General features: G+C 41.4%; 18 protein-coding genes. 16 read left to right on the forward strand and 2 right to left on the reverse strand.

Annotated elements, in window-relative coordinates; all coding sequences use genetic code 11:
* Positions 1–2 precede the first annotated feature (2 nt).
* Together DSM08_RS07035 and DSM08_RS07040 are read left to right on the forward strand one after the other, a co-directional pair.
* On the forward strand, positions 3–1,811 hold the full coding sequence (locus DSM08_RS07035; RefSeq protein ID WP_149525495.1) for a RagB/SusD family nutrient uptake outer membrane protein: 1,809 nt from the start codon (positions 3–5) through the stop codon (positions 1,809–1,811).
* 6 nt (positions 1,812–1,817) lie between these two features.
* Positions 1,818–3,017, forward strand: coding sequence for a glycoside hydrolase family 88/105 protein (locus DSM08_RS07040; RefSeq protein ID WP_246172513.1), 1,200 nt, complete (start codon positions 1,818–1,820; stop codon positions 3,015–3,017).
* Positions 3,018–3,081: 64 nt separating this feature from the next.
* Here the strand turns inward: DSM08_RS07040 and DSM08_RS07045 are convergent, their stop codons facing one another.
* The gene (locus DSM08_RS07045; RefSeq protein WP_149525496.1) at positions 3,082–4,860 is read right to left on the reverse strand and encodes a hypothetical protein; all 1,779 of its coding nucleotides are present in this window, start codon (positions 4,858–4,860) and stop codon (positions 3,082–3,084) included.
* 50 nt (positions 4,861–4,910) lie between these two features.
* Positions 4,911–5,084, reverse strand: coding sequence for a hypothetical protein (locus tag DSM08_RS19010; protein ID WP_187773999.1), 174 nt, complete (start codon positions 5,082–5,084; stop codon positions 4,911–4,913).
* A gap of 631 nt (positions 5,085–5,715) precedes the next feature.
* Here DSM08_RS19010 and DSM08_RS07050 point away from each other — a divergent pair.
* The 14 genes from DSM08_RS07050 (at position 5,716) to DSM08_RS07115 (ending at position 25,476) form a co-directional block, all read left to right on the forward strand.
* Positions 5,716–8,235, forward strand: a complete 2,520-nt coding sequence (locus DSM08_RS07050; RefSeq protein WP_187774000.1) for a glycoside hydrolase family 88 protein — start codon at positions 5,716–5,718, stop codon at positions 8,233–8,235.
* A 21-nt stretch (positions 8,236–8,256) separates the two neighbouring features.
* Positions 8,257–9,747 carry a tagaturonate reductase gene (locus DSM08_RS07055; protein ID WP_149525498.1) on the forward strand — a complete coding sequence of 497 codons (1,491 nt, stop codon included), beginning with the start codon at positions 8,257–8,259 and terminating at the stop codon, positions 9,745–9,747.
* Positions 9,748–9,751: 4 nt separating this feature from the next.
* The gene (locus DSM08_RS07060) at positions 9,752–11,398 is read left to right on the forward strand and encodes a UxaA family hydrolase (protein ID WP_149525499.1); all 1,647 of its coding nucleotides are present in this window, start codon (positions 9,752–9,754) and stop codon (positions 11,396–11,398) included.
* An 11-nt stretch (positions 11,399–11,409) separates the two neighbouring features.
* On the forward strand, positions 11,410–12,810 hold the full coding sequence (uxaC, locus tag DSM08_RS07065) for a glucuronate isomerase (protein WP_149525500.1): 1,401 nt from the start codon (positions 11,410–11,412) through the stop codon (positions 12,808–12,810).
* Positions 12,811–12,849: 39 nt separating this feature from the next.
* On the forward strand, positions 12,850–14,469 hold the full coding sequence (locus DSM08_RS07070) for an NADP-dependent glyceraldehyde-3-phosphate dehydrogenase (protein WP_149525501.1): 1,620 nt from the start codon (positions 12,850–12,852) through the stop codon (positions 14,467–14,469).
* Between the two features lie 408 nt (positions 14,470–14,877).
* On the forward strand, positions 14,878–15,891 hold the full coding sequence (locus DSM08_RS07075; RefSeq protein WP_149525502.1) for a LacI family DNA-binding transcriptional regulator: 1,014 nt from the start codon (positions 14,878–14,880) through the stop codon (positions 15,889–15,891).
* Positions 15,892–16,034: 143 nt separating this feature from the next.
* A complete protein-coding gene (locus DSM08_RS07080) occupies positions 16,035–16,904 on the forward strand; it encodes a helix-turn-helix domain-containing protein (RefSeq protein WP_149525503.1) in 870 nt (289 codons plus the stop codon).
* A 199-nt stretch (positions 16,905–17,103) separates the two neighbouring features.
* Positions 17,104–18,606 carry an acyl-CoA dehydrogenase family protein gene (locus tag DSM08_RS07085; RefSeq protein WP_149525504.1) on the forward strand — a complete coding sequence of 501 codons (1,503 nt, stop codon included), beginning with the start codon at positions 17,104–17,106 and terminating at the stop codon, positions 18,604–18,606.
* A 684-nt stretch (positions 18,607–19,290) separates the two neighbouring features.
* Positions 19,291–19,728: a hypothetical protein gene (locus DSM08_RS07090; protein WP_149525505.1), complete on the forward strand. Its 438-nt coding sequence runs from the start codon at positions 19,291–19,293 to the stop codon at positions 19,726–19,728.
* A gap of 53 nt (positions 19,729–19,781) precedes the next feature.
* Positions 19,782–20,459: a hypothetical protein gene (locus tag DSM08_RS07095; RefSeq protein ID WP_149525506.1), complete on the forward strand. Its 678-nt coding sequence runs from the start codon at positions 19,782–19,784 to the stop codon at positions 20,457–20,459.
* A gap of 221 nt (positions 20,460–20,680) precedes the next feature.
* Entirely contained in the window at positions 20,681–21,814 is a 1,134-nt protein-coding gene (locus DSM08_RS07100) for an NAD(P)-binding domain-containing protein (protein WP_149525507.1), read from the forward strand.
* A 274-nt stretch (positions 21,815–22,088) separates the two neighbouring features.
* Positions 22,089–23,084, forward strand: a complete 996-nt coding sequence (locus DSM08_RS07105) for a helix-turn-helix transcriptional regulator (RefSeq protein WP_223110876.1) — start codon at positions 22,089–22,091, stop codon at positions 23,082–23,084.
* Between the two features lie 240 nt (positions 23,085–23,324).
* Positions 23,325–23,516: a hypothetical protein gene (locus DSM08_RS07110; RefSeq protein WP_223110877.1), complete on the forward strand. Its 192-nt coding sequence runs from the start codon at positions 23,325–23,327 to the stop codon at positions 23,514–23,516.
* 46 nt (positions 23,517–23,562) lie between these two features.
* Positions 23,563–25,476: a fimbrillin family protein gene (locus DSM08_RS07115; protein WP_149525509.1), complete on the forward strand. Its 1,914-nt coding sequence runs from the start codon at positions 23,563–23,565 to the stop codon at positions 25,474–25,476.
* Positions 25,477–25,484 lie beyond the last annotated feature (8 nt).

Consider the following 25,484-nt stretch of genomic DNA (forward strand, 5'->3'; position numbering starts at 1 on the left):
TCATGAAAAAAATATCCATCATATTAGGACTTGCGATTGCTCTTAGTAGTAGTTCTTGTAAGGATTTCCTGGAATTGCCATCAGAAAAGGACTTCGATAGCTCAACGATTTTTGAAGATCCAGGGAAGGTCGAAATGGCCATATTAGGAGCCTATACCAGTACTTTCAATGCCGAATTATTTTATCAATTCGGAATGGGTACTGACGAATGTATTTCAACAGAGGGCGAGACAAACTCAAAGAATCAAGTGTCGAATTATGTATATAGTCCGGCTATCGCGCCCAACTCCACTTATAGTGCGATGTACGCAGGCGTTGAGCAAGCGAATGTATTGATCAAAAATATCCCTTTGATGTCGGTATCAGATGAAGCGACAAAAAAGAAATTAGACGGCATCCTCGGTGAAGCGTACGCCATTCGCGCGAGCAATATGCTCAATGTCGTTCGATATTTTGGCGACGCCCCTTACCCGACGATCCCTGTGGTAGATATGCCGAACTTTTCATCGTCGCGTGTTAGCCGCGATACCATTATTGACGGCTGTGTTGATGATTTGCAGAAGGCGATTAGCCTCTTGCCTTGGAAAGGGGAGTCTGGTCTGCCTGTAGAGCGTATTTCTAAGAATGCTGCATATGGGTTGTTGGCTAGGGTTGCTCTTTATGGGGCTGGATATTCCTTGCGTTGGGACTTGAACTCCTATGCGGCTTCTTCAGTGAAATTAGCAAAACGCACGGATGCGAATCGCATCCAAGAACTTTACACTATAGCGCGAGATGCTTGTAAAGCTATTGTCGATCGTGGCGAAAATACGCTGGTTAGCTACGAGAGCATTTTCAGAGATTTAGTAAACGGAAGATACAATAATGAGAGTATGTATGAATACGGGCAAAAGACTGCCGATAGGAACGAGCTGCGATTAGGTTATACCAATGGCATCTTCGCACATACCAATTCATTCTATAACAAATCGCAGCCAGCCATGGCGGCATTTCCGACTTATTATTTTGAGTTTGCTGAAGGCGATACCCGCCGAGATGTAACGATTGCGAATTATTCCTTAAGTGCTGATAGCTTGCACCAAATGAATACCTATGCAAGCAATAGCATTGGCAAATTTCGTGTAAACTGGAAGGGAGATGTTGGTGTTTCGGCAGCACAACGCGATATCAACTGGATACACTTACGTTATGCAGATGTCCTGCTGATGTATGCGGAAGCGGAAAATGAATTAGCAAATGGTCCAACGCCGGTTGCGAAAGAGATGTATGAAAAAGTACGCTTGCGAGCATTCAATCAGGATCGCAGCAAGATAGGGCAGACGCCATCCGATTACCAATCTTTCTTGGATGCTATTATTCAGGAGCGCAAACTCGAATTGGGATTCGAAGGATGGAGACGAACCGATCTGATTCGCTGGGGCGTGCTGACGGAAAAACTTACGGCTGCGAAAATGGACTTAATGGATCTTGCAAACCACAGCGGCAAGTACGCGTCGGTACCTAGATTCCGCGCTTATTTAAAAACTGCAGCTAAAGTCTTCAACGATCCGGCGGTTGCTTTAGCTTTCGAAGGATTTGTGACGGAGCCCGATGCAGCAAAAAAGGCAGACCTTGCGGCAAAGAAATATACGCTGCTTGATATGTATAGCGCCAATTCAGCATTTTACGCTAATGCATTAACGGCAAATGCTACTTGGGTACAAAATATATTCAGAGGGTTAGAAAAGAATAAAGTAGAACTGTTGCCGTTGAGTACTGCGACCATGGATGCAAATCCAGGATTGCAAGGACAACAGCATCCGCTGTACTAAAGTTTGATGAAAATGACACTTACCATAAAACGGGAATTATTAATAAGCAGCTTGATAACCTGCTTATTACTGATTCCTTTTCTTCAGGTATCGGCACAAAAATCGAATATGCCGCTATATGAGCAAGTTGCACAGTCAGAGATGAAACGTTTCCCCGAATTGTGGCAATTAGATCACGGCAAGCGACTTTATTTTGCGTATTCCCAAGGCTTAGGTGCACTTGCCTTTTATAAACTGTATGAGAAAACGAAGAACGAAGTTTACTTCAATTATGTAGAAATGTGGATGGATAGTCTCATTGATAATAAGGGCGAAATCTATTTATACAAGCCGGAGGACTTCCATCTGGATTTTATCAATCCAGGGAAATTGCTTTTTTCCCTGTACGAGAAAACAAAGAAGGAGAAATATGCTTTGGCAATAGAAAAACTTATGGATCAGCTAAAGAAGCAACCACGTACTCCCGATGGGCTATTTTGGCATAAGGATATTTATCCGAATCAAGTTTGGCTGGACGGCCTATACATGGCGTCTCCCTTTTTGACGTCCTACGCCAAGTATAAAAATGAACCAAAATATTATGATGAAGCGCTAAACCAGATATTAGGGGCTGCAAAACATTTATACGATCCGAAAACTGGCTTATATTATCATGCTTGGGATGCAGCGAAAGTGCAACCATGGGCCAATCCTGTAACAGGTCAATCGCCTAGTTTTTGGGGACGAAGCATAGGTTGGTGGTTTATGGCATTGGTTGACGTGTTAGACGACTTACCCAATGATAATCCGCGAAGAGAAGATGTATTAAAGATCATTCGTGATCTTGCCGAGGTCCTGCCAAGATATCAGGACGATGAGGGACTCTTTTGGCAAGTGTTGGATAAACCGAAAGTTGACAAGAATTACCAGGAAGCATCGGTCAATAGCATGTTTTTGTATGCTTTTGCGAAGGCAGTAAACAGGGGATATATAGCGCCGGAATACAGGAAGGTCGCAGATGGAATTTTATCGGGCTTGCAAAAAAAGCTATTGCTAAAAGACAAGGATGGCTCTTGGAACTTACATCAATGTAATGCTGTCGCTGGTTTAGGCGGCAGTGGAAATCGCGATGGAAGTTTTGATTACTATGTTAATGAGCGAATTCGTTCCAACGATATTAAAGCGACTGCACCCTTGATTATGGGGTTGATGGAAATGGATAAATAATATTGAGAAAAAAGAAAGGGGCCAATGTTATAAGTTTGGCCTCTTTTTTAATATATCTAATTGTCTATTTTCTCACGCAGCGAACGCTAGCTAAGCGAGCTGAGCTCATCGTTTGGTTTTGCAGTATCATGGCTTGATTAGTGCTGTAAGACAAAGTCGCAAAAGTTCCGGGAGTTTTTGTTCTCCAATAACCTTTTGTACTTGTGTACCAGAAAGCGCTATTCGGATAAAAATCCATGGTGTTGGCACTGCTGGATAATTTATAGCCGACGGGGGTAAAAATCAGATTTCCGTGAGGATGACCAGGATAGCCCTCGGCTGTAGTCGTTGGGATAATGTACATATACCAATTGGAGCCTTCTACACCTATATTTTTGGACGTTAAGTTTCTTAACTCATTCACTTGCGCAACCGTCGGTAAATCCCAAGTGCCCTCCGGATACATCAATTCACAAAGATTCTTCCCTGTCGATCCGATTGAATATACATCACTCGTAAAATAATCCGTTGTCGGAACGCCTGCTGTCGTTCTATATAGAGGATTGTCGTAACGCATTTTATATTGCCAAAGTCCCGCAGGTGTCAATTTACCATTGGCATCCCTCCAGGTATTACTTCTTGCCCATTTTGTTGCACCTATAGTTATGGCCGACTCAACCAGTCTGATCGAAACAAAATAGCTTTTTCCAGGCATAGCAACAAAGGTTGGGAATTCAAATGTTTTACCATAAAAGTGTCGTTCAACGTATCCGATAGATCCATCAGCGTCTGCCAAACGTTGACTGGTTATTTTCAATGTGTCAATGGATACAACCAAACTGCGTGAGGTTGCTCCGTCAGTTGGGGTGTAGAAAGTGTACCTTCGCTTGGTATTCTCGTCCAACACCGTGTCAACATCTAAGGGGACTTGATAAGCCGCGTTATGATGAACATATACGTTTTTAGTAGCGATCGCTGTAGAAATATTTTGCAAGGTGGCATCGCTCAATCTGAAATTTCCGGATACAACTCCGCTATTGTCTTTGAATTTTACATTGGCGTGCGTAATAGGTGCAAACAGTCCACGAGAATTTACTTCCACAATAATTCGTGATGTTTTACGCGCTAAGACTATTCCGTTAATTAAGTTTTGACCGTCCTTTATATTATTAGTGGTGATGATTCCTGTTGCATAGGCGAAATCCTTACGTGTGCTTGGATTATTTCCTGTCGGATCCACTGGAACGGTACCTGTAGCTTGATTGAAGGCTGGAATAGGACTAGTATTATTGTTCGTATAAGCATACCAACGGTATTTGGTATTTCTATTTGCAGGAATGGATATCGCCGCAGTTCCGACCTTGCCTTCGGCCTGTCCCACGTAGGTGACCTGATTTCCGCTTGCGTCGGCCGTATAAAGTACCACGCGGTAAGTGGTGCCTGGCGCTAGATCGGTTGCTGTTCCAGCTGCTGTAATCCCACCTGAAGAAGACGCTCGATTTGAGGATGTGCTTATAATCCTTTTTTCTTTCTGATAGGAACTAGGCAGCTCCTCTGAAATGGTCATCATTGCATCTACGTCACCTAAGCTGACGATCTCACTTTGTACAGTTACTTTTTTTAGTTGTTCACGACTTGATCCTGACGATTTTGGCTCTCCGGAGCCACTATTTTGATCAACAGGTTCTATATCCTCTATCGCATCAAGTGGGAAGACGATCACGGTCTCATTTTTTGCTACGTAGGGCTCCTCTATTTTACTATCGGAACCTGATTTTTTACAACTCGTTAATAACAATAAGAAAGCGACTTTAAAGGTCAACAAAAAAGTGATGCGTCCATATAGAAATGAAGGGTTATTCATTGGCGTTATTAATAGATTTTGTTTTTTAGTGTTTTATTTATTGCTCGAAACTACATGTCGTAGTTCTTATAACTGCCATTTGGCGCGCTTTCCCATTCTTCAATCTTGGGCGTATTACCCGTGTTGCCGGTATTGATCGTAGCGGAGCTCGTCCCGATAGACTCTTCCATTTCTACGGTAATACACACAATAATGGGTTGAACATATTTTAGCTTCGAGCACATAAAATTTTATTGCTGTTTAATATAATCAGTGTGATTGCGGGATTAAATGCAATAATAGATAAACTATTCGTTTAAAGCTTGTAATATTTCTTAGAGATTATTCGTTATTGAAAAATTTTTAGATAACAGGTAATAATTTTGTAGGGATTAATTTCATGTATCATTAGTTAATGAAAAATTATTATTAAGTATAAATCCCGTTTCTTTGCTATATTTTAAATATCAAAGTCTAAAAACCAACTTGTAGATCATTAATTGGTAAAGTCAATACTTTAAATTTATGAATCTCGCAATTATCCTATAACGAAATAATTGTTTGAGTTATGTAAAATTTCACAAGAATAGAATAGCAATCGTTTGTAACGACAGGGAGATGTCTGGCTTTCTGAGAGATTTCGAAGATCTTTTTCACTCGGTTTTCAATACGCTATGAACGCAAACGATGTCGGCATCGTTTGCGTTCATTTTTCTAGTATTCCCTATTATAAATTAGGAACTTGAGTTTAGAAAATAGAAATAGACCTTTTACATCTCACCTATGCGACACAGATTTGTTTTTTCGATTTTGACTGCGATATTGATTTTCGGCATGTGTAGCTTTCTGGTTCAGGAACGGAAAAAAACCATTTGGATGATGGGGGATAGTACGATGGCGATAAAGGCGGAGAATAAGCATCCGGAAACCGGCTGGGGCGAAGCATTTGCCAATTTATTTAATGAGAACATCCGCATAGAAAATCACGCTAAGAACGGTAAGAGTACCCAATCCTTTATTAGGGAGGGACGCTGGGATTCGGTGTATCGGGGTATTCAAGCTGGCGATTACGTGTTTATTCAGTTTGGGCATAACGACCAAAAGATAACAAAGCCTAACCCGGAATTATTTATACCTCAGTATAAGGCTAATTTAGCCATGTTCGTAAAGGGGGTCAGGGAGAAGAAAGGAATTCCTATTCTGATGACACCAATTGCTCGACGCCATTTTAAAGATGGACAACTATTGGAAACGCATGGGGATTACCCCAATGCAGTTATTCGTGTAGCTGATAGCTTAGGGGTCGACTATATCGATATGACCAAAAAAACGTCACAGCTTTTAAGGAGCCTTGGCGATGGGGCATCTAAACATTTGTTTTTACATCTGGATAAGGGCCACGTAAATTATCCGAACGGCGTTGAAGATAATACGCATCTTAATAAGAATGGTGCTATGCAGTTGGCGAACATTGTTGCGGAGTCGCTTCGGGAACAGCATATCGCTTTAGCAAGCGATTTGAAACGCGCAAGCTCGTTAGCAACCTTGCCGTTGTCGGAGCAAATGGCGCGGTCCGCGATGGAAAAATTATTTCAAGACAATAGTTTTACGGATACGGTGAAGGGACCAAAATGGACTTATGATATGGGCGTGGTTCTAGAAGGAATCACGGAGGTTTGGAGAAACACTGCCGATGCACAGTACTTTAACTACGTACAGCAATGGATGGATCGATTTGTTATGGAGGACGGGCATATTCGTAATTATCGGGCCGATGAATATAATATAGATCATGTCAAGAACGGACGTACCTTATTGATGTTATACGAAGTAACCGGGAAAAAGAAATACCTAGACGCTAGTCATTCCCTATTTAATCAGTTAAAGACACATCCACGCACCAAGGAAGGTGGGTTTTGGCATAAGAAAATTTACCCCTACCAAATGTGGTTGGATGGTCTCTATATGGCACAGCCTTTCTATGTTCAATACGCTGGAATTATGGGTTTGCCGGAGATCTATGAAGATGCAGTCAACCAGTTTACCTACATGGAAAATCATGCTAGGGATCCGCGTACCGGCTTGTTGTACCATGGTTGGGATGAATCTAAAAAAGAACGCTGGTCCAATCAGAAAACAGGTACCTCCGCACACTTTTGGGCAAGAGGGATGGGTTGGTTTTCGATGGGTTTAGTCGATGTACTCGATTATTTTCCGCAAGATCATCCCAGAAGAAAGGAACTTATTGCAATCCTTCAACGGACGATGGAGGCTGTGCGCAAGGTTCAGGACCCTAAAACAGGCGTATGGTATGATATCGTTGATCTGCCAAGCCGAGCCGGTAATTATGTGGAAGCCTCTGCGTCTAGTATGTTCGTCTATGCTATGGCCAAGTCGATTCGTAAAGGTTATATATCAAAAGCTTATCAAAAGAGTCTGGAGCGAGCATATCAAGGTTTATTAAATGAATTCGTCCGTCCTTCGGGCGATGATCGCGTCGATCTAATCAAGGTCGTGGCAGTTTCCGGTCTAGGTGGAAAAAAATATAGGGACGGAAGTTTCGACTATTATATGAGCGAACCAGTCGTTGCCAATGATCCAAAGGGTGTCGGAGCTTTTCTACAGGCTTCAGCGGAAATGGTAGCATTCCATGCGAATAGTAAACAAAAGTCTTTTCAGGTGGTATTGGATAATTATTATAATAACGAATACAAGAAGGCTGTAGACGGCTCCATGCGCCCATATCATTACCTATGGGACGGGCAGGATAATAATGGGTTTTCGTTTCTAGGAAGGGTTTTCGAAGAACAGGGAGCTGAGCTAAAGACCCTTCGCGCGGCGGGCACAAAGCATAACTTGAAAGACGCATCAGTCTACATTATCGCAGACCCGGATACGGAAAAAGAAACGGAGCGCCCAAACTACATGGATGAGCAGCAGGCGAATGAGATTGCACAATGGGTTAAGCAGGGTGGCGTGTTGGTACTTCTATTGAACGATCAGGGTAAATGCGAATTGGAGAAAACAAATTTGCTAGCGCAAAAGTTCGGTTTACAGTTTCAATTGGATAGTAAGAATCGGGTTAAGGGGAGGAACTTCGAAGAAGGTGCTATCATCATTCCTGCGGGAAATGAAGTCTTCAAGACGACTAGGAAGATCTATGTCAAGGAACTGAGTACGATTTCTGTGGAAGCTCCGGCAAAAGCCTTACTAAAACATCAGGCTGATGTGGTTATGGCGACCACAAAATATGGTAAAGGAACCGTTTTTGCCCTCGGTGACCCCTGGCTATATAATGAGTATGTAGACGGGCGTAAGCTTCCTGCAGAATTTCAGAATTTTCAGGCAGCACAGGAATTGGTTTCCTGGTTGAAAGAACAGATAAAGAAAGATTAAACAATAATATTGGATGTCAATATGATAGTAAGTAAAAATATAATCAGCGAGCTGAATGCGGCAAACGTAATTCTGCCGTCTGCTGAAAGCTTTGATTATCCGGAAAAGGTAATACAATTTGGTACTGGCGTATTGTTGCGTGGGCTACCGGACTTTATTATCCATCAGGCAAATCAGGCGGGGGAATTCAAAGGTCGCATTCTCGTTGTTCAGTCAACGGGCTCAGGTGCCGTAGAAAGCTTTGCAAAGCAAGATAATCTCTATACGTTGGCAATAAACGGTTTGGATGGCGGAGAAATTCGGGAAGAATTTGTATTGATTAATGCAATTTCCAGAGTATGTGCAGCTTCCTCTCAATGGGAGGAAATTTTAAAATCCGCCGAGAACGAGGACATGCAAATCTTGATTTCCAATACAACTGAAGTTGGGATTGTGGCAAGCGCGGATACGGTTCAAGAGATGCCGCCATCTTCCTTTCCGGGTAAGGTATGTGCCTATCTTTACCGTCGCTACAAACACTTTAATGGAGATTCGTCCAAAGGGATGGTCATTCTGCCAACAGAGTTAATAGACAATAACGGTAAGCAGCTAAAGCACTTTGTTTTGGAGGCTGCCGACCGTTCGGGACTAGAAGCGGACTTTTTGAATTGGTTGGAAACGGCGAATGACTTCTGCGACACCTTAGTAGATCGCATTGTACCGGGGAAACTAAATGCCGAACAGCAGACAAAGGCACAGCAGACATTAGGCTACGAGGATGACTTAATGATTATGGCCGAGCCCTATTATTTGTGGGCTATCAGTTGTAATAATGAACGAACAGCTCATAAATTGAGCTTTGCTGAGCAGCATGCATCAGTCCATTTGGTACCTTCTATCAAGAACTTTAAAGAGATTAAGCTACGCCTGCTGAATGGCACGCATACCTTCAGCTGTGCTGCGGCAATAATCGCCGGATTTAAAACGGTGAAGGAAGCTATGGAGGATAATACTTTTCGGCGATTTGTGTCGAGCCTGACGGAAGAGATTATTTCCTGTATGGACGACCCGGATTTAAATAAGGAAGAGTTAGAACGTTTTGCCCGTCAGGTATTGGATCGTTTCGCGAACCCTTTCTTAGAACATCGCTGGGAGAGCATTTCATTGAACTATACGACAAAGATGCGGATGCGAAATGTCCCATTACTTTTGAAGAGCAAAGAACGAGATGAATGCCCTTTGTCGAGCATGAGTTTAGGCTTTGCTGCCTATGTACTTTTTATGCGCAGCAAGGAATCCGCTGGACAATATATACAAGACGCCTATGGTTCAAGTATCACACTTCAAGATGATCAAGCCGGGAAATTATACGCCTATAGTCAGCAGGGACATGAGGGATTAGTGAAATTATTGGAAGATCAGGATTTGTGGGGAGCAAGTTTGATGGATATCTCCGGTTTTGCAGAACAAGTGCAGCGAGACAAACATGCTATCGTACAGAACGGGTTTTTAAAAGCATTTGAAGAAAAGTAAGATCATGCAGCAAAGAATTATTCAATTGGACCCACTTGATAATGTGTTGGTCGCATTACAGGATTTATCACAGGGTGAATCTATCATTTTCCAAGGGGAGACTTATAAACTAAAAGAAGATATTCCCGCCAAGCATAAGTTTTTTATGCGTGATATGGCGGCTGGGGAGTCAATCCTAATGTACGGAGTGTTGGTTGGGAAAACGCAATACGCGGTTTCTTCGGGTGAACGCATGAGTACCGAAAATACAAAGCATGCAACGGATGGATACGCTTACAGAGCCTTTGACTATCAATGGCAGCCGCCTAACGTAGACCGGTTCAAAGATAGAACCTTCAGAGGTTATGTGCGGTCGGATGGGCGAGTGGGGACAGCAAACTATTGGCTATTTATACCTACTGTTTTTTGCGAAAACCGAAACCTCGACCTTATTAAGGAGGTTATGCATGCGGAGCTAGGCTACTCCGTTAGTGCACCATTTCGGAATTATACGCAAGCGTTGAAAGAGGCCTATCTGAAGGGTGATGCTTTGATGAATGCTTCCTTCGACGAGTTAGCACAAGCAAAACCAGATACGCATCGTTTATTCCCGAATATCGACGGTATTAAATTCCTTACCCATCAAGGTGGTTGCGGTGGTACACGACAGGATGCTGTTGTACTCGGGAAACTCTTAGCGGCTTATGCCGATCATCCGAATGTAGCTGGTATCACCATTCTAAGTTTAGGTTGTCAAAATCTGCAACTCAAGGAACTTATAGAGGAGATCAAGGTTCGTAATCCACACTTCGATAAGCCGTTGTTCAGTTTTGAGCATCAGGAAGGATATACGGAAGAGGAAATGGTACGCTTGGCGATTGCAAAGACTTTTCAAGGCCTAGTCGCTGCCAATCAGGTCGAACGGGAAGAGGTGAGCTTAGATAAGCTGGTTTTAGGGGTGAAATGTGGAGGGTCGGACGGTTTTAGTGGCATCTCGGCAAATCCCGCTGTGGGCTATGCTGCAGACTTGTTGGTTGCTTTGGGCGGAAAGGTATTGCTCGCAGAATTTCCTGAGCTCTGCGGTGCTGAACAGAATCTGATCGACCGGACGATAGAACCTGATGCAGCGAAGAAATTTATCAGTTTGATGCAGGCTTATAGCCAATCAGCCGAACGTGTGGGCTCGGGTTTTCATATGAACCCCTCTCCGGGTAATATCCGCGACGGATTGATCACTGATGCGATCAAGAGTATGGGCGCGGTGAAAAAAGGCGGGACGGCGCCGATTGTGGATGTACTGGATTACACGGAACCAGCGCAAAAAGCAGGGTTGAGTTTGGTCTGTACCCCGGGCAACGATGTGGAAGCAACGACTGGAAAAGCAGCTTCCGGGGCAACATTGATCTTGTTCACAACGGGCTTGGGAACACCTACAGGCAACGCCGTGTGTCCAGTGATCAAGGTTTCATCGAATACTGCTTTGGCAAAGCGGATGCCGGATATCATCGATATCAATACCGGACCGGTAATCGAAGGTGAGAAGAGCATTGAGCAAATGGGTGAGGAGATATTAGAATATTGTATACAAGCAGCTAGTGGAGTGATTGTTCCGAAAGCTGTGCTGTTAAACCAAGACGATTTTATTCCATGGAAACGTGGAGTTAGTTTATAAAAACAACAACAATGAAAGCATTTTTAGATCAAGATTTTCTGCTTCAAAGTGAAACCGCGAAGAAGCTTTATCATGAATACGCCAAGCCTCTAGGAATTATAGATTATCACAATCATCTTATTCCAGAGCAGATTGCAAATAATACGCAATTTGAAAATCTAAGTCAGGTATGGTTAAACGGCGACCACTATAAGTGGCGCGCCATGCGAACGCACGGTATCAACGAGCAATATATAACAGGGGATGCTTCGGATCGGGAGAAATTCCGTAAATGGGCGGAAACCGTACCCTATACGATGCGAAACCCCTTATATCATTGGACGCATTTGGAATTGCAGCGATATTTCGGTATTACCGAACAATTAAATGCTGATTCTGCAGATCGCATTTTCGATCAAACAGCGGAGCAGTTGAAGGATTCCAGTCATTCAGTCCGCGGCTTGTTGAAGATGATGAACGTTGAAGTGTTGTGTACGACGGATGATCCGTTGGATAATTTGGAACAACATCAAGCATTTGCGAAAGAGCAGGAGAGTTTCCGAATGCTGCCGGCATTTAGGCCTGACAAAGCGATGCAGGTAGAAAAGGTGGAAGCGTTGAATGCCTACATCAATCAGTTGGAAACTGTTGCAAACGTATCCATCGACGATCTGCAAGGCTATTTAGATGCTCTAAAGGCGCGTCATGATTATTTTGCTGAAAACGGGGGCAGTATATCTGACCACGGTTTGGAACAAGTTTATGCAGCAGATTTTACGGAATCTGAGATTAATCAAATCTTTTCGAAAATTCGCCAAAACTCATCGTTGAGCGAGGATGAAATAATAAAGTTTAAGTCCGCTATGCTGCTGTATTTTGCGCAGTGGGATCATGAAAAGGGCTGGGTGCAGCAATATCATTTAGGCGCATTAAGAAATAATAATGCTCGTATGTTAGAGCAGAACGGACCGGATACCGGTTGGGATTCCATCGGTGATTTCGTGCAGGGAAAAGCCCTGTCAAAGTTTTTCAATAAATTAGACTCAAAAGATCAATTAGCCAAGACAATTATCTATAATCTGAATCCGGCAGATAATGAGTTGTTTGCAACGATGATCGGGAACTTTAATGATGGGTCGGTGCGCGGAAAGATGCAGTTTGGCTCTGCATGGTGGTTCTTGGATCAAAAAGATGGGATGACCAAACAAATCAACGCCTTATCAAATATGGGCTTGTTGAGCTGTATGGTAGGTATGTTGACCGATTCTCGCAGCTTTCTGTCTTTCCCTAGGCATGAGTATTTCCGTCGTCTATTATGTAATATTTTCGCTGAAGATATAGAAAACGGCGAACTGCCAAATGATTTAGAATGGGTAGGAAAGTTGGTTTCAGACATCTGTTATCATAACGCAAAGCAATACTTTAATTTTTAAAACCTACTACAAAATTTTAATCAACCTAAACCAAATTCAATGGAACTCGATTTAGAGAACTTATTTTATCGGGAGGAAGACATTCCTGCCGAGTTTGCCCTCGATGAAGAGATTCATCAGCGGGAGTTTTTAAGCAATGGTACTATGCATGCTTGGTCGGGCAAAAGCAGCGAGGTATTCTCGCCTATATGTATCAAGACCAAGGATGGATTGGTACGAAAGCGTATCGGTAGTTATCCCGTTTGTACCGAAAAGGAGTCGATGGAAGCACTCGACGCAGCCGTGAAGGCTTATGATAACGGCCGTGGAATATGGCCGACGATGAGTGTTGCTGATCGAATTGCATGTGTGGAGCAATTCACACAAAAAATGATTGCGAAACGCGATATCGTCGTGAAGCTGATCATGTGGGAAATCGGAAAGTCTTTCGCAGATTCGCAAAAAGAATTCGACCGCACAGTCGATTATATCTATGCGACGATCGATGCGCTTAAGGACTTGGATAGAGATAATTCACGTTTTCAGATTGAGCAAGGTATTATTGCACAGATACGTCGATCGCCCTTAGGTGTGGTTCTTTGTATGGGGCCATTCAACTATCCTTTGAATGAAACCTTCACAACGCTTATCCCGGCATTGATTATGGGAAATACCCTGTTGTTCAAGCCACCTAAGCATGGAACTTTGTTGCACTATCCTTTGTTGGAGGCATTTCAAAGTTGTTTCCCTAAGGGCGTAGTCAATACCATTTATGGCCGAGGAAACACCATTGTGCCGCAGTTGATGCAGTCAGGGCAAATAAATGTATTGACCTTGATCGGTTCAAGTCGGGTGGCGAATGAACTCAAAAAATTGCATCCGAAAGTCAATCGTCTTCGAGCGATTTTGGGGCTGGATGCAAAGAATGCGGCCATCATCAGTAAAGATGCTGATTTGGATTTGGCAGTAAAAGAGACGGTTTTAGGGTCGCTTTCGTTTAATGGACAACGCTGTACAGCATTGAAGATTATCTATGTGCATCGCAGTATTGCAACAGCTTTCTTAAATAAGCTATCGGAAGAAGTCGAAAAACTGAAATATGGTATGCCTTGGGAGAAGGGTGTCGTTTTAACGCCATTACCGGAACCGCAAAAGCCTGCTTATTTAAAGGAATGTTTGGATGACGCGCTTGCCAACGGGGCGAAACTCATCAATCCTCATGCTGGGGAAACCTTAGAGTCTTTCTTTTATCCAGCAATCGTTTATCCGGTAAACGAAAAGATGAAATTGTATCGAGAAGAACAATTCGGTCCGGTGATCCCTGTCGTTCCTTTTGATGATTTGGAAGAGCCGATCGAGTATTTGATCGGATCGCCGCACGGGCAGCAGGTCAGCATATTTAGCAATAAAACCGAAGTGATTAGTTCATTAATTGATCCACTCGTCAATCAGGTGAGCAGGGTGAATATCAATGCGCAATGTCAGCGCGGTCCGGATATATTTCCATTTACCGGAAGGAAGGATAGTGCGGAGGGGACATTGTCTGTTTTCGATGCGTTGCGTTCTTTCTCCATTCGATCTTTAGTAACCACCAAGGATACACCCGAGAATAAAGCGCTGATCAATAAAATCGTTGAAGACGGCACTTCGAACTTCTTGAGTACCAAATTTATTTTTTAGTACCTCGATTTACACATAGGTTTATATTAGCAAGATTGGTCCTTTTATAGATGGGAAGAACCAATCGATGAAGCTACCCGACAGGGTAGCTTCTTTTGTTGAACGCGTCTCTTTTCAAAGGCACCAAGAACTTTCATCCTTCTTGTTATTTCAATGCAAATATGAATGCTTTTATCTGTTTTTAGTTCTCAGTAGGTTCATGTTGTATCGAAGCAAGTTTCACTTAAACCCAATTCAAAGCCCTTTCAAACCCAATACAAACCCCAATCAAAACCGTTTGGGAAGGGGATTGATTAGGGTCAGCAAAAAGTTTGAATGGTATCTCATCGCATTTTGGTCCTTCTGCATTGTGTTATTCCTCGTTCTCGCAAGATGCATATCTCAATATAATTCTCTAAATTTATCATCATGAGCCAGGACCATTACACCTTAAAAGACATTGCTAAGATTTTGAAATTGTCGCCATCGACGGTTTCTCGTGCTTTGCGTGATAGCCACGAGATTAGTGATGAGACAAAGCGTCTGGTCTTGGATTTTGCGACTAAGGTTAACTATCGGGCGAATCCATTAGCTCGAGGGCTGAAAGAGCGGAAGAGCTATAGTATCGGCATCGTAGTCAGTGAGATAGCGAACAACTTTTTTTCTCAAGTTATCGACGGCATCGAGTCTGTTGCTTACGATAAAAATTATCAGGTTGTCATTTCACAGACCAATGAGTCTGCGGAACGCGAACGGTTTCATGTAGAACATTTTTACTCGAGGTCCATGGATGGTCTATTGATGGCGATGTCGTCAGAAAGTTCTGATACTGCTTATCTCGAAGGAATGATCAAAAAGGGGATGCCGATCGTTTTCTTTGATCGGGTGCCTGCAACCTTGCAAAGTCATCGCGTCATTACAGATAATAAGCGGGCGGCCTATGAAGGTGTTCAGTTTCTTGTAAAGAAGGGCTGTAAGCGGATAGCCTTGTTAAGTTCTTCGAAAAAGTTGTCGAATAGCAAGGAGCGACTCGAGGGCTTCAAGTTGGGTCTGATTTCGCAGCATTTGGAATTCGATGAGAAGCTGGTCCAATACTGTGAATATGGTGGATTAAAGCAGTCAGAGATTGACCAAGCAATTAATCACTTGGCGGAATTGGATTATGATGGTATTTTCCTTTCGGGCGATAAGTTGACCACAGGGTATTTACAGGCACTGAGAAGAAATGTTAGGCTGGCGAAGAAGCCAATCGAAATCGTCGGATTTACGAATTCGAATTTAGTCGATATCTTCTCGCCGGGTATCACAGCAATACGGCAGTCGGCTTTTGAAATGGGTAAGCGAGCTGCAGAACTATTGATTGAACAGATTGAGCAACGTGGCAAAGAAACGAATTTTAAAACTGTTGTTTTGCCTGTTGAATTGATCGAGAGGGAGATGTAGCCAACTCTTTTTTTTCTGAAAGTGTCTGTTTTCAGAGGCCATCAAGAACTTTCATCCCTGTTGGTGTTTCAAAGGAAACATGAAAGTTTTTCCTTTGAATGGAGTTAATTATTTTTGCATAAATATTAGCATAGGACAGGTTGATGGATAAGAATAAAATCAATGCGGATGAGTTTGTGGCGAAGTTTATGGAGGATGGACTCAAGCATCTGACCTATATTCAAACGCCCATTAAAATATTTGCGCTCGGAGATATTGCCCCTTATCTAAAGACGCCGATTCCACCCATATTTTTTGGTTATAATTTATTGATTCATATAACGGAAGGATATTTTACTCACCAGATAGAATCGACCACGTTTAAAGTTCAGGCGCCAGCGGTGGTTATCTGTAATTATGGAACAATATCGGCAATACATTCCGTGGATAAACTTGCGCAAGGCCATTGTATTCTAATCAAAGAACAGGCCATGACCTCCTTGTTTCGAGAGCAAGAAATTCTTAATATTTTCACGATATCACCTTTGTTGAATCTTAGCAAGAATGATAGTAACGATCTGGATAGTTTACTTCGATTATTGAACAAAGAGATATACACTGAAAGTCCCTATAAGGAATATTACGAAAGTATTTTTAAGACGGCATTATTGAAAATTATCAAGTTATCGGATGCGAACGAAACACTTGGTAGACGAGAAGAAGTTGCGATTGCCTTCAAGCAATTAGTGCATCTTCATTTCAGCGAACAAAAATCGGTTAAATTTTACGCGGACAAGTTAGCTGTTTCATTAAATTATTTAAATCGCTGTGTATCATCAGTTTTTAAGAAATCATCGAAACAGCTGATCTTAGAGGTTGCAATCATTCACAGTCAGCTATTGCTATTAGAAACGAATAAGACGGTAGCAACTATTGCTTATGAACTGGAATTTGACGACCCGTCATATTTTACACGTATTTTCAAAAAAATTGTGGGTATATCACCCAGCGAATACCGGAAGACAGGCAGTTAGTTGTTTCCTTTCAAATGCACGATTTGTCCTATCTATTGTCCTAATATCCACAGTCATTAAAATGACTTCTTCCTAATTTTACATCTGTCAAATATTGTATATTTCGACGCGATACATCTATTGAAAAATAAACCTAGCAGTCGAATGAGCCTTAATCAGGTAGATACAATAAGTATTAAATGTAAAATTGAATTGAAACATGTCTAACGTTATTAGTCAACAAGATTACACAACCTATATTAGTTCATTCAGAGCTCACCTAAAACAACTTTTTAGAGAAGAGTACGATTACAATGCGATCAGCTTAAATCGTGACTTGCCTGCGGATTTTCTTGCGAAGATTATGGAAAAGAAGCCTCTTTCAGTTGCTATTCCCGAATTGCATGGTGGTAGAGGAGTGCAGGTAAAAGAATGCTTAGGTGTTCTTTCGGCCGCTTCTTATGAGTCGCTTGCATTATCGCTAATGTTCGGAATCAATATTGCCTTGTTTTTAGAACCATTGGCAAAATATGGTGCCTTTCCAGTGCAGGAACGAATTTTCAAAGAGTTCTTAGAAAACAACGCGATGGGCGGTTTGATGATTACTGAGAAAGCTTACGGTAGTGATGCTTTGAACATGAAAACAGCATACCAGCAGCTGGCCGATTGTTATCAGATCAAAGGCGAGAAGCATTGGCAAGGCCTTAGTGGTGCAGCAGACTTCTGGTTGGTTACGGCAAGAAAACAAGCGGAGAATGGAGATCTATCTCGCGATATAGATTTCTTCGTTACAGAAAACAGTAAAGAAGCTCAACATATTCCGATGGTAGAGCGTTACGATAATCTAGGATTATATGCAATTCCTTATGGGATCAATGTAATCGATGTGGTAGTTCCTGCGGAGCAGAAGCTCGTCCCGGAGAGCACCGGCATCAAATTGATGTTGGATATGCTACACCGTAGCCGTCTTCAGTTTCCGGGTATGGGGCTGGGCTTTATCAAGCGTCTATTAGATGAGTCGATACAACATTGCCAACAACGTATCGTTGGCGGAGCACCGTTGATCAATATTGATTCCGTAAAATATCAATTGGCTAGAATTCAAGCGGCCTTCACGATCTGTTCAGGTATGTGTGCCTTTAGTGTTAAGAGCAGTGGGATAGAACACGACTTAGCGACCATGAGTGTTGAGGCAAATTCGTTGAAAGCTTTGGTAACAGATATGATGCAAGAGTCTGCACAGATAAGTCTACAGTTGGCAGGAGCTAACGGATATCGCTTGAACCATTTAGCGGGTAGAGCAGTGGTGGATAGCAGACCTTTCCAAATTTTTGAGGGTTCGAATGAGATGTTATATGCGCAGATCGCAGAAGCGGTGTTAAAACTCATGAGAAAAGCAAAAGAGACCAACTTCTTGGCTTTCTTGAAATCTTATAATCGCACAAATATCAGTGTCGACTACTTTAAAACGCAGGTAGATTTCAATCTAGACGGAGGCTTAAACCAACGTGACTTAGTTACCCTAGGTCGTATGATCTCACGTATGATCTGTTTTCAATTCGTGTTAGAAATGGAAGGCTTCAATGCGCAGTTAGTAGAACTAACACGTCAGCATATGCTAATGGATCTGACGATGTTAAATGGACAGTTTATGAGCAAAAATCACGCGGATCCTATCGTGAATTACGATGAGAATGCTGATTGGATGAATTTTATTTCTTAGAAAACTTGCTGTTTAATTATTAAAATAAATTAGACGGCTTTATTTTAATTGCTTAATTGTGAGAAAAAGAGGCTAAGTAGACTGACTACTTAGCCTCTTTTTTTCTAAAAGCATTTGTTTTTAAAGGCCACCAAGAACTTTCATTCCTATTGGCGTTTCAATGGAATCATGAAAGATTTATCTGATTCCGATTAAAGTATGTGACGATAATCCTACTCACAATAAGACAAATTGAGGAAAGCTAATACATGCGATTTTTTTAAGGGTTTGATGAATTTAACAAAACTTACATGACCTTAAGGAAAGACTTGCTTTCAATTGTGGCTATAATTTTACAAATGAAAATTAATAGATTGTTGCTGATATAGGTAAAAATTACATATAAGTGAAATATAAAACTTTATTATTTCAATAATACACTTTTTGTTATCCAAGTTTATTTCTGATGCATTTTATTTATTAATGTATTAAATAATATTCTCGTTGTGATAAAGTTGCTAAAGCTTGAATTTTTGGCTAAGTGCTTCAATTGCACTTATTTTGGTTGTGATTATTTTATCGAGTGAACACGTGTTGGATATAATTTAGGAAGGTTATTTCATCACGATTAAATGAGTTAGAAACGATGCCGGGAAAGATTGTATAGCCTGCATCGAATATTTACCACAAAATATTGAGAGTATTATGTTAAAAAGAATTCTAGTCGTTGGATTCTGTATCGGATTAATGGGCTGTGACGATGATGCAATCGTTTATCCACCAGATGTTAAAGAGACGGTAGCTACCGAGCTAAAAAACACCGTTTGGAAACCAACGTACGCTGCATCTAATGAGTCGGGCACTCATAAGCAAGAAAGTTTAAGCCAGGCTTATATTCAAGAGATCAAATTTGAAGATAATGTGGTGGTGGTTACTGAGCGTTCAGGCAAGGTGACACGTTATGGGTACGACGTGAGCAATGCGAACAACTCAACAAACTTTCCAGATCCGGTTCAATTAAATGTGAAAACAAACTACGCGAATTTATATCTGACATTGCCACGAGATTATTCGAACATGGAAATGTATTTGAGAATAAAAGAGAAAGAAGCGCTCTTTTACGAAGCGAGATATAAAAAATAAAAAAAAGCAAACTACCTACAAGAATAACAAATCAATAATAATTTTTAATACAGATGAAAAATTCATTTTTACTTAGTGTTTTATCCTTGCTAACCTTTGTTTCTACAGCATTCGCAAATAATCCGTTAGAAGATAAATTGCCTGTTTCAAGATACCAATTCAATGGCTTATCGTCGTATTGGTTTTTTGGCGCAAATGTGGGAGCAAACGTATTCTTTGGAGATCATGATAAACAATATGACTTCGGAAAGCGTATCGGTCCAGCTTTTGAAATATACGGTGGTAAATGGTTTACCGACGCATTCGGTGGCCGTTTGGCTGTTTCTGGAGGACGTATGAAGGGTTTGACTCAAGACGAGAGCCTTTCAAATGGGGTAGAATACGATCCTTCACAATGGTTGAAAGAGCAAAGATTCAATTACTTCAACTTAAGAGCTGATGTAATGTTTAACTGGTCGAATGATATTTCGGGTTTTGATGCCAATCGTATCTACACAATGATTCCTTATGCTGGAGTTGGTGTAACGACATCATTTGACGAACCTGCCGTTACTAGATTCTCTCCACATGTAGGGTTTTTGCAAACTATCCGTATGTCAGAAAAACTAGATTTAAATATCGACATCCGCGGAAATCTGCTTGGTGATGGCTTCGATAGAGAATACGGAGGTCGTAACTTCGAAGGGATTTTAACAACAGCAGTTGGTGTTAATTTTAAATTAGGAAACTAATTCAGAATATTCATATTCCTCTATAATCAAAGTCCCTGAGTTCTGCGAACTCGGGGACTTTTGGTTATATTAATATTTCTAAATAGTTGTGCTTTGTGAAGTATGCACAGGAATGTCATAGAAGCACTTTATTATGACATTAAATTAGGCGTACAATCAATCATTTTGTAATTTGTGGTAGTTAGAGATAATTAACACATTAACATTTTACAACAGATCCTATGGGAAATCAAGCTGGTAAACCCGATTCAGGAAGGCCTACATCCAGTGCCGTTCGTCCGGAATTATTCTACAAGGTTGATATTGTGGTTATTGGTGCAGGACAAGCCGGCTTATCGGCGGCTTATCACCTGAAACGCGAAGGTTTGGAACCAGGTAAGGGCTTTGTCATTCTCGATGATGAGTTCGGCCCTGGCGGCGCTTGGCAACATCGATGGGATTCGCTCACCCTCAGTAATGTGAATGGTATTAATGACCTACCGGGCTTAGGATTTGCGGATGCTGTTAACACAAAAGATAAGGAGCTACAGGCAAATGTAGCTATTCCGAAATACTACGAAGTTTACGAGAAAACATTTAATTTACCTGTCATCCGTCCGGTTCAAGTTACTGAAGTGATCGACAGAAATGGTCGTTTTCTTATTCGAACAAACGGTGTACAGTTCAATGCTCGAGGAATTATTAATGCAACCGGTACTTGGAAAACACCTAATTGCCCGAAATATCCGGGTTGGGAAAAATTTAAAGGTCGCCAATTGCATACGGGCGAGTATAAAAATGCCGATGAGTTTATTGGCAAACATGTCATCATCGTTGGTGGCGGGATATCGGCTGTGCAACTGCTTGGAGAGATATCTAAAGTTACTCAAACCACATGGGTCACTCGGAGACCTCCAGACTTTCGTCATTATGAATTTTCGCCAGAACACGGTAGGGAAGCTGTTGCGATGGTAGAAGATCGTGTTCGTGAAGGTTTGCCTCCCAAATCCGTCGTGTCTGTTACGGGGCTGCCTATCACTCCTGCAATAGAAGACATGTTAGAACATGGTGTGCTCGATCGAAAACCTATGTTTCAGGAAATAACCGAAACAGGCGTAAGATGGGAAGATGGAACGACGATGGACGCTGATGTAATCTTTTGGAACACTGGATTCCGACATTCCTTAGATCATTTAGCGGGCTTAAACCTCCTTAGCGAAAAAGGCGGTGTCGTCATGACAGGGCAATTGGTCACACAGGTCGCTGCGGACCCTCGTATCCACTTAACGGGCTATGGGCCGTCCTCTTCTACCATTGGTGCTAATCGTGCAGGCAGAGCCGCTGCGAAGGAGTTAATGGCGTATTTGAAACTCTAAACAATACGGGCCTACTTTCCCTAAACCGCGATGTACTCCCGAATATCTTCATATGGCTTAATAGCTACATAATTTTCTTTACAGGAATATCATTTCCTTATTGTTGTTGAATTGTGTTTTATATTTCACTATTTTAGCGTATCTATGAATACGCGCATGGCGCACTAACGAAATATATTTTTCAGCATTTGTAATTTAAGTTTAAAATAACTTTAAACAGTAGCTTGAAGTTATGGTTTAACTAATTTTTAAGTGTTGAAGGTATTCTTACATTATGTTATCGGATAAAAGTATGGGAATACGGAAGTTCTGGGATTTTATTTCTAATCGACATCTATCACCACATTTGGGAGGTTTAGAATATGTGAAAGCAAGGGTGCTAAATCAATATGCGTTCTTGCTATGTATCTTCTTCTTCGTTGATGCGATCAAAGATTTATTTGATGGCTTCTTCTTAACATCCTTATTCCTTTTTTCCTTAGGTATTATCATCTTAATGCTTTTCTTTTTTACGAAAGCACGTTTTCGAGACTCTTTCGTCTTTTCCATCGTCCTGTTCTGTAGCGTCCTGATATTTGTGTTTTCTTCAGCCAAAGGTTTTGATAATGGATTAACATTCTATTATTTCGGCATTCTTCTCGCATGCATCTTCCTATTCAATGAACGGAAAAATTATTTTTATGGACTTACCTTATTATTGCTGGTGCTAACGTTCTTTTATATTGGTCACCGCTACGACTTCGAGCTCTTTGATATCAAAATGGGGGAATCGGTGGAGTTTGCTCGTCGAACCAGAATTCATACATTCTTGCAATTGGTTGTTTTTACGGGCTTCAATGCTATTTTCATCATTACAAAAAATAGTGAGATTACGCGTCTCTATGAACAAAAAGAACGTAGTGATCAAATTATTATGAAATTAACGCGCAAATTAAATGATAATTCTCAATCTGCTCAAATCGAGCGACTTGTCAAGCTAGCGATGGAAGATAACGTCCTATTTCTATCTGTGTTTAAAGAGGTGTTCCCGGATTGCTACGAAGCCCTGGCGGATATCAACCCCAACATGACACAGGAAGAATTTCGTTTCTGTGCGATGTTGAAGCTTGGCTTTACGACAAAGGAAATCGCGAGTTATACCCACCTTGCCATACGAAGTGTGCAAACGAAAAAGAATCGCTTAAGAAAGTCGTTCCAAATAGCTTCGGATGAAGATTTGTATGTGTGGATAGATCGTATCGCTACAAAATCTTCAGAATCCTCTATATAGGGCTTCCCCAAGCCTTCCTTTCTCATTCTTTCCTTCCTCTAAAAATCTCATTTTTGCCGATTTCAATTTGTTTATCGCTCTTGATTATCAGCTTGTTGATTCAGTTTTTTTGATGTTGTATGTATGTTGTATTGTTCAAAAGTACCTGTGTGGTAGCATAATGTTGTTGCCTTTTTTTTGATTTCTTTAACCTTGCGCTCTCTTAACCTATGAACAAATATTAATTAACTAATGCGAATAATGAGTATTAAGCAATGGCTAAAAATGGAGTATCTCGCTCCAAGTATTATGGTGGCCGAAATTGAAATGGAGACTTCCATTGCCACAAGTTCAGCGACAGTTTCTCCGGGGGGTGGAAATGGGAACAACAATCCTTGGATTACAGAAGAGGACGAAGAAGTCAAAAACAACGAATGGGAATTATTTGGTTAGCGCAATGGATATGATGACAACAGCTATAATAAATACAATATCTAGGATGTTTTATTTATTGCTAACCCTACTATTTAGCAGCTCTATCTTTTCGTCCTGCTCCAAGGATCAATATGTCGACTATTCTCAAACTTCAAAACTTAGTATAGCAGTCGCTGGAGTTGTAGAAACGAAAGATGCTTATGATCTGTCTAAAGCTGTAAATGGGGGCAGGGGTGGACTCTCCTCGAACTCAAACAATAATGACCAATCATTCGCGGTTGACGAATTTACGGTAGAAATCAATTCCCAAACAACATCTGACACTGAACAGATCAATCTTTCTAATAGACTAAGCAGCACACAGAATAGTCCATCTATCCATGGAAATTCGAGGGCAGCGGTTGTTGGGATGGAAAATGACGTCAAATATCGTATCCTGCTCTTTAATCTATCGACGAAGAAATTTGAACGTTCTGAGATTGCAACTGCGGGGACACTTCTAGAAATTGATGTGTATAAAGGCCAGGAATATGAGTGGTATGCTTACTCCTACAATACGGCAGATCACATAATCGCTCCAGATATCAATAATCCGCAGGTAGAGTCTAAGACAGATCGCCCATTGTTGTACGCAAATGGGACTGTAACAGCCAACGATGTAGGGTCGACCCCCATCAATATCAATTTTCAGCACCAATTAGCGCAAATTAAAGTTGAGGTGGATACCAGGGACGTTTATGGTGATATTGAAGAATTAGCAGCCGTATTTAATGCGAATTATGTCAAAACGGGGAACTTTAATATTCGTACGGGTGCATTTGAGGGGAATCTTGCAGAAGTTTCAGTCGGACAACTGAGTTTTATCACTACTGAACCCAATAATAATCGGGTTAAAGCTGCTCGCTATTACACTGCTGACGTTACGCTAAATGCGTATCAGGTAAAATTTATTAAGTTAGATATCAAGCTTCCGAATGGAGCCATTGAATCTCTTGCTTCCAAATTTCCAGACGGCGGAATTGTAACATTCGATAATTACGTAGGTTCAAGCAAAGGGAAGATTTTAGCGGGAAATCTTAAAATGTGGACCGTATTTCCTCAAAAATCTATACTGCATGTCGAAACCTATGAACACTATGTTACGGCGGCCTATAATACAAAAGTTGCTTCAGGTGCATTTATCAACAATCCTTTAAATTTTGGACCAAAGAGTAATTATTTTAGAATTGCAGGATTTACACATACAAAAATCAATGCCGCTGCGGGAAAACTTGCAGATGCTCTTGCCGATCCATTGAATTATCCAGATATCATTATCGCATGTATGGAGCCCAAATTTAATGATACGGACTACACTGCCTTAAGAAAATACTTGGATAAGGGCGGTGCTGTATTCCTTATGATCGAAGAAACTGGTACAACGCACAATCAAGCGGCTTTAACCTTTTTTCAAAACCTATTCGGAAGTGGAATATCATTAGCCGAACATGATGCTGGAGGCGCTGTTTATACCATGACGGATCAATTTCAGGAATATCTAAGTTGGCCTTTTGGAGATGCCAGAGGAACGAATTGGGGACAGCACGACTCAAAAACGCTGTATGTTAGTGGTCTTCCTCTGAGCGATATAGATATTTATAGCACAAGCTCACGAAACTTCGCACCACAAGATGGCGCAACCATGTTTAGACATAAAACGAAGAATTTCGTTTTCGTTGGAGATACCTATTTTTTAGCCAATTCTGCAAGAAACTATCAGTGGGGCTATAACTATAAAAAGCCATTTGTTACCTCCGGTGCAAATTCCAGTGACTTTCCAATCGCCCATACAAAATATGGCGTAAAAAGTAGCGTAGGCTCCTTAGACTATCCGATGTCAGCAGGATCATGGCAGGTTGAAAATTCCATGATCTTCGGAAATATCTTTTCGCAACTTGTTGCAACCTCCCATTATATGGGGATAGACAGAACTCCTTAGTCTATCGT

The sequence above is a fragment of the Sphingobacterium hotanense genome, assembly GCF_008274825.1.
Taxonomy (GTDB): Bacteria; Bacteroidota; Bacteroidia; order Sphingobacteriales; family Sphingobacteriaceae; genus Sphingobacterium; species Sphingobacterium hotanense.

Coding starts and splice junctions, on each gene's coding strand:
- DSM08_RS07035 (WP_149525495.1), top strand. CDS start 3: ATGAAAAAAATATCCATCATATTAGGACTTGCGATTGCTCTTAGTAGT.
- DSM08_RS07040 (WP_246172513.1), top strand. CDS start 1,818: ATGAAAATGACACTTACCATAAAACGGGAATTATTAATAAGCAGCTTG.
- DSM08_RS07045 (WP_149525496.1), bottom strand. CDS start 4,860: ATGAATAACCCTTCATTTCTATATGGACGCATCACTTTTTTGTTGACC.
- DSM08_RS19010 (WP_187773999.1), bottom strand. CDS start 5,084: ATGTGCTCGAAGCTAAAATATGTTCAACCCATTATTGTGTGTATTACC.
- DSM08_RS07050 (WP_187774000.1), top strand. CDS start 5,716: ATGATGGGGGATAGTACGATGGCGATAAAGGCGGAGAATAAGCATCCG.
- DSM08_RS07055 (WP_149525498.1), top strand. CDS start 8,257: ATGATAGTAAGTAAAAATATAATCAGCGAGCTGAATGCGGCAAACGTA.
- DSM08_RS07060 (WP_149525499.1), top strand. CDS start 9,752: ATGCAGCAAAGAATTATTCAATTGGACCCACTTGATAATGTGTTGGTC.
- uxaC (WP_149525500.1), top strand. CDS start 11,410: ATGAAAGCATTTTTAGATCAAGATTTTCTGCTTCAAAGTGAAACCGCG.
- DSM08_RS07070 (WP_149525501.1), top strand. CDS start 12,850: ATGGAACTCGATTTAGAGAACTTATTTTATCGGGAGGAAGACATTCCT.
- DSM08_RS07075 (WP_149525502.1), top strand. CDS start 14,878: ATGAGCCAGGACCATTACACCTTAAAAGACATTGCTAAGATTTTGAAA.
- DSM08_RS07080 (WP_149525503.1), top strand. CDS start 16,035: ATGGATAAGAATAAAATCAATGCGGATGAGTTTGTGGCGAAGTTTATG.
- DSM08_RS07085 (WP_149525504.1), top strand. CDS start 17,104: ATGTCTAACGTTATTAGTCAACAAGATTACACAACCTATATTAGTTCA.
- DSM08_RS07090 (WP_149525505.1), top strand. CDS start 19,291: ATGTTAAAAAGAATTCTAGTCGTTGGATTCTGTATCGGATTAATGGGC.
- DSM08_RS07095 (WP_149525506.1), top strand. CDS start 19,782: ATGAAAAATTCATTTTTACTTAGTGTTTTATCCTTGCTAACCTTTGTT.
- DSM08_RS07100 (WP_149525507.1), top strand. CDS start 20,681: ATGGGAAATCAAGCTGGTAAACCCGATTCAGGAAGGCCTACATCCAGT.
- DSM08_RS07105 (WP_223110876.1), top strand. CDS start 22,089: ATGTTATCGGATAAAAGTATGGGAATACGGAAGTTCTGGGATTTTATT.
- DSM08_RS07110 (WP_223110877.1), top strand. CDS start 23,325: ATGAGTATTAAGCAATGGCTAAAAATGGAGTATCTCGCTCCAAGTATT.
- DSM08_RS07115 (WP_149525509.1), top strand. CDS start 23,563: ATGTTTTATTTATTGCTAACCCTACTATTTAGCAGCTCTATCTTTTCG.